The following is a 219-nucleotide window of genomic DNA, read 5'->3' on the forward strand; positions in this document are numbered from 1 at the left end:
GCGTCGCCTGGGCGCGGTTGTCTATGCCTGCCCCAACGCTAAATTCACCTGGCTGATGAACGAAGCGGAAAAGGCGGAGGCTCGCCGCAACTCTACCGTCGCGCTGCGCCAGGCCCATGGCGGCGGTTGTTTTTCCTTTGCCATCGCCCCAGTAAAGATGTAGCATACAAGACTCCTTATTCGATAAGCGGTCAAACAAAAAAGCGTCACTTTTCAGTG

1 protein-coding gene is annotated in these 219 nt (G+C 55.7%); it reads right to left on the bottom strand.

All coding sequences use genetic code 11. The features are described 5' to 3' along the window. Nucleotides 1-166 (bottom strand): cob(I)yrinic acid a,c-diamide adenosyltransferase (locus H6B10_RS19195; protein ID WP_430661799.1); only part of this gene is annotated, 166 nt, incomplete at its 3' end. Between the last annotated feature and the right edge of the window lie 53 nt (nucleotides 167-219).

The organism is Gemmiger formicilis, assembly GCF_016901605.1.
Taxonomy (GTDB): domain Bacteria; phylum Bacillota; class Clostridia; order Oscillospirales; family Ruminococcaceae; genus Gemmiger; species Gemmiger formicilis_B.